The organism is Salinicola sp., assembly GCF_982684285.1.
Genome location: NZ_CEXLVS010000153.1, coordinates 1 through 10,190, shown reverse-complemented (window position 1 = coordinate 10,190; position 10,190 = coordinate 1). Strand labels below are relative to the sequence as shown.

5 protein-coding genes are annotated in these 10,190 nt (G+C 64.0%); all 5 read left to right on the top strand.

The annotated features are described in order from the left end of the window. The coding region (locus tag AC3AYF_RS13540) for a VCBS domain-containing protein (RefSeq protein WP_487779854.1) at positions 1-4,542 on the top strand (4,542 nt) is incomplete at its 5' end. 32 nt (positions 4,543-4,574) lie between these two features. Then, complete coding sequence (locus AC3AYF_RS13535) at positions 4,575-6,791, top strand: type I secretion system permease/ATPase (RefSeq protein WP_487779853.1); 2,217 nt, start codon at positions 4,575-4,577, stop codon at positions 6,789-6,791. Next, positions 6,775-8,178 (top strand): HlyD family type I secretion periplasmic adaptor subunit, encoded by a 1,404-nt coding sequence (locus AC3AYF_RS13530; RefSeq protein WP_295039500.1) that lies wholly within the window; start codon positions 6,775-6,777, stop codon positions 8,176-8,178. Before AC3AYF_RS13535 ends, AC3AYF_RS13530 begins: the two co-directional genes overlap by 17 nt. 40 nt (positions 8,179-8,218) lie before the next feature. Beyond that, positions 8,219-9,568 (top strand): TolC family outer membrane protein, encoded by a 1,350-nt coding sequence (locus AC3AYF_RS13525; protein ID WP_487779852.1) that lies wholly within the window; start codon positions 8,219-8,221, stop codon positions 9,566-9,568. Between the two features lie 13 nt (positions 9,569-9,581). Further along, positions 9,582-10,190 (top strand): LapD/MoxY N-terminal periplasmic domain-containing protein (locus AC3AYF_RS13520; protein ID WP_487779851.1); only part of this gene is annotated, 609 nt, incomplete at its 3' end.

Sequence of the window (10,190 nt, the reverse complement as noted above, 5' to 3'; positions counted from 1 at the left end):
CCGGGCACGGCATTCGATCGTCTGGCCGCGGGGCAGACCGACAAGACGCAGATCAGCTACACCGTCAGCGACGGCCAGGGCGGCACTGCTACCTCGACACTGACCGTGACGGTGACCGGCACCAACGATGTGCCGTTCATCACCGGTGCCGCTACCGGCTCGGTGACCGAGGACAGCAACGTCAATACCTCGGGTAACCTGACGACCAGCGGTGCCTTGACGGTCACCGACGCCGATTATGCCCAGAGTGCCTTCGTGCCGGGTAGCGCCAGTGCCGCCGCTGGCACCCTGGGTACGCTCGCCATCACCGCCGGGGGGAACTGGAATTACAGCGTTGCCAACAGCGCCGTGCAGTATCTGAAAGCGGGTGAGAGCAAGGTCGAGAACTTCACCGTGACCACCCTCGATGGCACGGCGAAGACGATCTCGGTGACCATCGTGGGTACCAACGAGCTGCCGGAGGCGCGGGATGTCAGTGTCACCGGCACCGAAGATCCGTCACCGCTGATCGCGGTCAATCTGTCGGGTACGGACGTCGATGGCTCGATCGCGAGCTTCCAGATCGCCGCCCTGGGGGCCAACGGCAGGTTCTACAGCGACGCGGCAGGAACCCAGCAGCTGACCGCCGGGGCGACGCTGGCGGCCAGCAGCAATGGGGCGACGGTCTACTTCAAGCCCGATGCCAACTGGTCGGGCACCACCTCGCTCAAGTACACGGCGACCGACAATCAAGGTGGCATGGATGCGACGCCGGCGACGGCCACGATCAACGTCACTGCGCTGGCCGACGCACCCGCGCTCACCCTGAGTGGCAACAGCGCCAACGGCCAGGGCCTGCTGCGCGAGACCTTCTCGATCACGACGCTTGGCAACAACGGCAACGGGGCCGATCCCAAGGTCATGCAGGCGGCCATCGACGGCGCCGGCACGCCGGCGAGCAGTGGCAACGTCACGACGGCCGCTAACGCCAATGTGGTCGCCGGCACCGGGACGCATCTGTCGGGATTGCTCTATCTCGAGGCCGGGAAAACCTACGCTTTCAGTGGCTCGGGAGACGACAGTATTCGCGTGCTCGTCGGCGGTAATGTCGTCGCTCAGGGGACGTGGGGCGGTAGTTCCGGCAACTATTCCGGCAGCTACACACCGACGGTGACCGGCTACTACACGTTGGATCTCTATCATCACAATCAGGCCGGTGCCGGAAACTACACGCTCAATGTCGGCGTCAACGGTGGCACTGCAGTCCCGCTCAACACTGCCAACTATGTACTGATGCAGGATGCCAGCGCGCTCGACGCCGCCAACGTCAACCACTCCGGGCTGCTCGGCGGCGATGGTAATGGCAACGGCTACTATCAGCTCTACGCCATGAACGAAGGCGATGAGGACTCGGTCATCCACCTGTCCAAGATCGCCGCGGCACTGACCGATACCGACGGCTCGGAGACGCTCGGCAGCGTCAGGCTGAGCGGTATTCCGGCAGGTGCCACCCTGAGCGATGGCAGTCATACCGTCGTCGGCAGCAGCGGGCAAACCAGCGTGGATCTAAGCGGTTGGAATCTCAACACGCTGACGCTCAAGCCGGCCGCCAACTACAACGGTACGATCAACCTGACCGCCGAGGTCACCTCGACCGAGGGCAGCAACGGCGACAGCGCGACGACCACCGTGGCGATTCCTGTCACCGTGCATGCTGTCAACGATGCGCCGGTGGTCGCGGCCCAGGGCTACAGCGCCACCGTCTCCGAGGAGGGGTTGCCAGGTGGCATGCCTGACACGAAGGGAATTTCCGATACGACGGATGCGGCGACGGCAAGCGGACGCGTGCTGGCGACGGATGTCGATGGCGACAAGCTGACCTATACCCTGACCGCGCCGACCGGGGGGCTCAGCTCCGGGGGCGCCGCGATCACCTGGAGCGGCAGCGACAGCGGCACGCTGATCGGCTCGGCCGGTGGCAAGGAGGTGATTCGCGCGACCATTGATGCCAACGGGCAGTATCAGGTGACCCTGAAGGCCGGCCTCGACCATCCCGGCAAGGGCGAGGACACGCTAAGCTTCAATCTCGGCGTCAAGGTCAGCGATGGCAGCATCACCGCCAACTCCACGATCGGGGTCACCGTCGAGGATGACTCGCCAGTGGCACAAACCCGCGCGATCAGCTTCGTCCAGGGCGCCATCAACACCAACGTGCTGCTGGTCGTGGATACCTCGGCCAGCATGAACGACAAGGTGACCGTTGGCGGCGTCGAGCAGACACGCCTTCAGGTGCTCCAGCAGTCGATCAAGGAGATGCTGACGAAGTACGACGACATCGGCAACGTCAAGGTGGCGCTGGCACCGTTCTCCGATCAGCTCGACAATTCACCCAAGCAGTGGATGACGGTCTCCGATGCGCTCAAGGCGGTCGATGCGCTCGAGGTCGGTGGCGGTACCAACTACGACTATGCGCTGAGCAACGCCCAGACCGCCTGGAAGGGCAGTGGCAAGCTGACCGGCGAGGTGCAGAACGTCTCCTACTTCTTCTCCGACGGCGCACCCACGCTGTCGAGCGCCTATCCGACAGCATCGCAGACCAACCCCGGCAATACCGTGGACGTCAATCGGGGCGACGGTATCGATGCCAATGAAGAGGCGGCCTGGAAGGCGTTCCTCGGCAAGAATGGCATCGACTCGCTGGCGCTGGGGATCGGCGGCGACGTGAGTCAGACCCATCTCAACCCGGTGTCCTACGATGGCCGCACGGGGGACGACACCGATGCGGTGGTCGTCACCAACCTCGATATGCTGTCGAGTATCGTGAGTGGCACGGTCCAGATGCCGCTGTTGCAGGATGGTCTGCTGAGCGGCGGCGAGCATGGGCTATCGTCTTTCGGTGGGGACGGCGGCTACGTCAAGAGTGTGGTCGTCGATGGCGTGACCTACAGCTTCGACAAGAGCAGTGGGGCCATTACCGCCTCGTCGAGCAGTGCATCCTATACCGTCGACAGCAGCGCTCACACGCTCAGCGTCACCACTTCACTGGGCGGCAAGCTGGTGATGGACATGGATGACGGCAGCTATCGCTACACGGCCAAGCTCGGCAGCTATGGTGTCGACGCCATCCCTTATACGTTGAGCGACAGCGATGGCGATACGGCCAGTGGCGTCATGAACATCAACGTCAAGAGCGGCGTCACCGTTGCCAGCGACGACCATATCATCACCAATATTCTGAGTCCGGCTCTGACCATCGGTGCCGACGCACTGCTTGCCAATGACACGATCAAGGCTGACACCACGGCGACTACCAACGGGTTGACGCTGACCACCGGCTGGAAGGATCGCGCGGCCGATTTCACCGCGGCGAGCGTGCAGACGCAGTCGTTTACCAACAGCGACAATTTTGCGCTCAATCGGAACAGCTTTTCGATCGCGAATCAGCCCGCCAACGTTGCCACGACCATCGTTCGCGGTTATCTGGCGGGTGCGACGGGGTTATTGTTCCCCTCTTTCGGGGCGAATGCTCGCGATACCATGACGTTGACTCTGCGTGCGGGCGAGTCAATGACACTGTCGACTACGGCAGCAGCAGGCGTTGCACTCTCTTATCGAGCAGAAGGGGGAACCGATATATCGCTCGCCGATGGCGGAACTTTTACAAACCGCAGTGGTGTTGATCGCAACTACACCATCACGGTCCAAAACGTCCAGGATGCCAATGCAACACTCTTTAATCCTGGCCTGGGGGCCGAGAACTACGATCTGACCATGCGGATTGGCTATCCACAGAATCCAACGTTGACCTCCAGCTATACCCTGACCGACAGCGATGGCACCACCGACACGGCGGCGGTGACCGTCGACTATCATCGCGGGCAGACGTTGACCGGCACCGACGGCGACGACACCCTGATGGCCAACGACAGCGGCACGATGCTCCAGGGTGGCAAGGGCGACGACGTGCTGATCGGCGGCAAGGGCAACGACATTCTCACCGGCGGAGAGGGCGACGACATCCTGCGGGGAGGCGAGGGCAACGATACGCTCAGTGGCGGTGCCGGTCGTGATCGCCTGCTCGGTGGCGTCGGTAACGACACCCTCGACGGCGGCGCTGGCGCCGACCGTCTCGAAGGTGGAAAGGGCAACGATATCCTGACGGGCGGCGACGGCAGCGATACCTTTGCCTGGATGCGCGGCGATCAGGGCTCCTCGGCGACACCGGCTGTCGATCGGGTCACCGACTTCAAGAGCGGTGCCGGTGGCGATGTGGTCGATCTGTCCGACATGCTCGATGTCGGTTCGGGCACGCTCTCCAACTCGGCGCTGGCATCGCTGGCCTCCCAGTATCTCCACTTCGTCAAGGGCGAAGCGAATGGGGCCCCGGGTAGCGCCACCAGCGGCGGCTCGACGCTGGAGATCAAGACCGATGGCCCGGATGGCGCCGTGACGCAGAAGATCGTCTTCAGTAACGTCGACATGACAACGCTCGGCGGCTCGGATACCGAAATCATCAAGACGCTGCTGGATCACGGCAATCTCAAGACCAATCTCGACGGCTGAGGTCCGCCGCCGAATGATAGGAGACCACTGGTTTGGTTGATGAACCGACACCGCTTCGTCCGGATCCTGCCGGAGAGAAGGAGATCGATCCGCTGCTGGGTGCGCTGGTCTTTCTCTCCCGGCATCACGGTACGCCGAAATCGGCCGATGTGATCAGCGACGGCTTGCCGCTGGACGACGGCAGGCTGACGCTATCGCTGGTACCGCGGGCGGCGCAGAGGGCCGGACTTTCGGCCAAGCTGGTGAGCCAGCGCGCCGACCGCGTGGCCGATATCCTGCTGCCCTGCATCGTGATCCTGCAGGGCCGGCGCGCCGTGGTGATGCTGGAGCGCGATGCCGAGCGCAAGCAGGCGACGGTCTACCTGCCGGAGGCTGAAGGCACCCAGACCGTCGACATGGACTCGTTGATCGAGCAGGCCACCGGCCAGGTGATCTACGCTCGCCGGGAACACCGCTTCGACGCCCGCGCCCCGGAGACGATCAAGCTCGCCGAAGGGCACTGGTTCTGGTCGACGCTGAAGCTCTCGACGCCGATCTATCGTGACGTCCTGATCGCCTCGCTGCTGATCAACCTGTTCGCCCTGGCGGCACCGCTTTTCACCATGAACGTCTACGACAAGGTGGTGCCGAACCTCGCTTTCGATACGCTCTGGGTGCTGGCAACGGGGATGGCGATCATCGTCGGCTTCGATTTGCTGATGCGCCAGGTCCGGTCGTGGTTCCTCGATACGGCGGGCAAGAAGTCCGAGGTGCTGCTGTCCGCCAAGATCTTTGCCAAGGTGATGAATCTGCGGATGGAGGCGCGCCCGGTATCGGTGGGCGCCTTCGTCAAGCATCTGCAGGAGTTCGATTCCGTTCGCGATTTCTTCACCTCGATGACCATGCTGGTCGATCTGCCGTTCGCGATTCTGTTCCTGCTGGTGGTGTGGATCGTCGGCGGTGCGCTGGTCTGGGTGCCGATCGTCGCGCTGCTGATCCTGATCGGCTACAGCATCATCATCCAGTGGCCGCTGAAACGCTCGATCGAGCTGGGCTCGCGACTGGCGACGGAAAAACACGCGCGGTTGGTAGAGAGCGTGGCGGGCCTGGAAAGCATCAAGCTTGCCAATGCCCAGGGAGAGACCCAGCGCCGCTACGAGCGGGCCGTGGGGGAGATCGCCAAGTGGGGTGTCAAGAGCCGCAACCTCTCCACCTCGGTATCGTCGCTGACCATGTCGGTCAATCAACTGTCCACCGTGGCGCTGGTGGTACTCGGGGTCTACCTGATCGGCAACGCCGAGCTGTCGATGGGAGGTCTGATCGCGGCCGTCATGCTGACCGGCCGGGCACTGCAGCCGTTGGCGCAGATGGCGCTGCTGATCACCCGTTTCGGTCAGACCCGCAGCGCCATGGCGGCGATCGACCAGATCATGCATCTGCCCGACGAGGTCGACGAGGCCAAGAACTACGTCCATCGCGACAAGCTCAACATGCGCATCGAGTTCGACCACGTCGGTTTTCGTTACGGCGAGCAGTCCCCGGAAGTGCTGACCGACGTCTCGTTCACCATCGAGCCGGGGGAGCGGGTCGCGATCATCGGCCGGATGGGGGCCGGCAAGAGTACCGTCGAGCGGCTCATGAGCGGTCTCTATCGCTCGACCGCGGGCAGCGTGCGAATCGATGGTCTCGACATCAACCAGATTCATCCCGCGGACGTGCGTCGCCATATCGGATTTGCTGGACAGGACAGCTCGCTGTTCTTCGGCTCGATTCGCGACAACATCATCCTCGGCCAACCCTACGCCAGTGACGAGTCGGTCCAGCGTGCGGCGGACATCGCCGGGGTGGGCGAATTCACCCGGCGCGATCCCGATGGCCTGGATCGCCAGATCGGTGAGGGCGGCCGGCTGCTTTCCAGTGGTCAGCGTCAGGCGGTGCTGCTGGCCCGGGCGATTTTGACCAACCCTGCGCTGCTGCTGCTGGACGAACCCGGCTCCTATATGGACAACCGCGCTGAGGCGCTGCTGCGCCGCACGCTGAGGGATCTTCCCCGCAGCCAGACCCTGGTGCTGGTGACCCACAAGAGCTCGATGCTCGAGGTGGCCGATCGGATCATCGTGCTCGACTCCGGCCGGGTGATTGCCGACGGCCCCAAGGCGGCCGTCCTCAAGGCGCTCAACGAGGGCCGCGTCCAGGCTCCCGCTGAAGCAAACTCGACAATGCCCCAGGCCGACGGCCCGCAGGAGGTGCGCCATGGCCAGCGCGGATAACGTCGTCAAGTGGCCACGGCCGAACGCGCGGGAGCTGGAGCTTGCCGACGACGCCAGTGCCGCCACGCTGCTGGCGACTCCATGGCGCTCGCGCATCATCATCTGGGTGTTGCTGGCCGCCTTCATCGCATTTCTGGTATGGGCGGGGTTGTCGAGTATCGAGGTGGTGACGCGTGGCACCGGGCAGGTGGTTCCCTCCTCCCGGCTGCAGACGATCCAGAACCTGGAAGGTGGCATCGTTCGCGAGATCTACGTCGACGAGGGTGATCTGGTCGAGGCTGGCCAGCCGCTGGCGCGGATCGACCCGACGCGAGCGACCTCTGACCTGGCGGAGCGCAACTCGACCCTGGCCGGCTTGCAGGCGTCCGTGGCGCAGTACCAGGCGGAACTCGCCTCGGTCACGGTGTCGCCCGACGCCTCGGAGTGGCGGGATCAGGTCAGCGTGTCGTCTCGACCGATCCCGCTCAGTGATGAGTTCGAGGAGACCAATCAGGATATCTACAGTGCTGCCTCCAGCGCCTACAACGAGCGGATCAATGGCTTGCGTTCCCAGCTCGATCAGGCGGCCGCGCAGATTCAGCAGCGCCAGCAGGAACTGCAGGAGTTGCGGGCCAAGGCGGAATCGCTGTCGCGCAGCTACCAGCTGTCGCGTCAGCAGTTGGGGATCACCGCTCCGCTGGTGAAGGAAGGCATCGTCTCCCAGGTCGATCTGCTCAATCTGCAGCGTCAGGTCAATGACCAGCGCGGTGAGCTGGAGTCCGCGCAACTGTCGATCCCGGCCAAGCAGTCCGAATTGCAGGAAGCGATCAGCAAGCGTCGGGACGTCGCCGCGCAGTTCCGGTCGCGAAGCGCCGATGCCCTGACCGAAGTGCGAAACAAGCTCGACAGTCTTCAGCAGGGGCGTGTCAGTCTCCAGGATCGTGTCGATCGCACGCTGATCACGTCACCGGTCCGCGGCAAGGTGCAGTCGATCAACGTCAACACCATCGGCGGCGTGGTCGATCCCGGTGCGAGCCTGATGGAGATCGTGCCGATCGAGGACAAGTTGCTGGTCCAGGCGAGGATCGCGCCGCGGGACATCGGCTTCATTCGTGTCGGCCAGCCGGCGACGGTGAAGCTCTCCGCCTACGACTTCACCATCTACGGCGGCATGAAGGGGCAGGTCATGCGTATCAGCCCGGACACCGAAGAGGACGAGAAGGGCAATACCTTCTATGAGGTGACGGTCCGCACCGACAGCAACCATCTGGGCAAGAACGTCGACGACCTGGCGATCATTCCAGGCATGCAGGCCACGGTAGACATCGTTACCGGCGAGCAGACCATTTTGCAGTACCTGTTGAAACCGATACTCCGGGCGCAGCAGGGCGCGATGCGTGAACGTTGAGCGCGCAGCGAGACAAGAAAGGGGTGACACAAGCGTGATGATGAAGAGATGGGTTCTGTCCGCCGGTATCGCAACGCTCGCCGGTAGCGCTCAGGCGCAAACCTTGACCGAGGCGGTGACGCAGGCGGTCATGGAGTATCCCAGCACGCGCACCGAGATGGCGCGCTATCAGCAGAACCTGGAGGACGCCAGGGCGCAGCGGGGCGCCTACCTGCCCTCGGTCGATCTGGAAGCGCGCGTCGGCTATGGCGAGAACGAGAGCGAGATCGATGGTATCTCGCAGTCCAGCGATCCCCACAGTTACCGGCGCGCCTATCTCACGCTGTCGCAGCTGATCTGGGACGGCAACACGACGATCGAGCGTATTCGCCAGGCGGATGCCGAGAGCGACTATCAGCGCTGGCAGGTCGCGGCTGCCGCCAATCAGGTGGGGCTGGTAACGGTCCAGAGCTATCTCGATGTGCTGCGATCGCAGCGCCTGCTCGAGCTGGCGCAGCGCAACGTCGACACTCACCAGCGCATCGCGGCCGACATTCGTCGTCGCGAAGAGCTGGGGGCCGGCACCGCCACCGACACCAGCCAGGTCGAGGGTCGCCTGGCCCAGGCCCAGGCGAGCCTGATCGCCGCACGCAACAATCTCGACGACGCCGTCTCCGCGTTCATCCGCTATGTCGGCGAGTCGCCCAGGAATCTGACGTTGCCGGATGACGTCGACATGCACGACGTGCCCGGCGACTTCGACGCTGCCATGGCAATGGCGACGGCGAACAACCCCCTGGTCATTGCCGCATCGCGCTCGATCGATGCGGCGCGCCACGAGGTCGCCGCCGAACGTGGCGATTTTCTGCCTACCTTTCGTGCTGAGGCGAGCCGGCTGGCCAGCCGCGACTACGATTACGAAGGCAATGACGCGGACGACTGGAGCGCCGACCTGGTGATGTCGTGGAATCTCTATCGCGGCGGCATCGACACCGCCGAGATGCACTCCCGGGAAGAGGCGCTGCGTGCCGTGCGCTACGACAGCGACCGCTCCCTGCGCGAGATTCGCGACGAGCTGCGGCTGGCCTGGAACGCGCGCGACTACGTCACCAGCCAGCTGCCGTTCCTGAATCGGCACGTGGAAGCCAGTCAGCAGACCCGGGTCAACTACCGCAAGCAGTTCGACATCGGTCGCCGCACGCTGCTCGACATGCTCGACAGCGAGACCGAGCTCTATGACGCCCAGCAGGCCCGGGTCCAGGCGGAGTTCGCGCTACGTCAGGCCAACTACCGGCTGCTGTCCGCGACCGGTCAACTGCTGGACACGCTTCAGGTGGACACCGGCATGATCGGTGACGCAGGCGATCGTTACCCCGGGGCGAACCCTGCCAACGACCGCCCGCAGGGCTGACGAGGAGAGTTCCATGAGCCTGTTCCGACGTTCGATCGCGATCATGGTCGGCCTGCTGTTCCTGTTCTCGGCCGGTATCTTCGCGATCGAAGTGCACCAGACGCGAGCCTCGCTGGCCGATCGCCAGCAAGCCGACGTCGACAATCTCGCCCAGGCGCTGAGCCTGTCCCTGGTGCCTTTCGTCGAGATCGGCGACTGGATCAGTGCGGAAACGCTCATGCGGGCGGCGGCCGATGGCGGGTCGGTGCGTCGACTTCGCCTCGAGGCGGTGGGGCGAGACGAGCCCTTGGTGATCGACTCCCGGCGCGAGAGCGACACGCCCCAGTGGTTCCAGCGTGTGGTGGCGTTGCCCAACGCCGTCAGCGAGCGAGAGATCAGCGGCGGGTGGTCGGCGCTAGGTAGCATCAGGGTCGAGTCGGAACGAGCCGGCGCCTACGATCAGCTCTGGTACCTGGCGCTGCAGCTACTGCCCTGGCTGGCGATCGGCATGCTGGTAGTGGTGGTGCTCTGCGTGATCGGTATCAAACGGCTGCTGGGCCCGATCAATCGGCTCTCGCGGCGCAACTCCGACATGCAGATCGACGGTTTCGACGAAGCGCTGGAACCCAGGCGGATCCGTGCG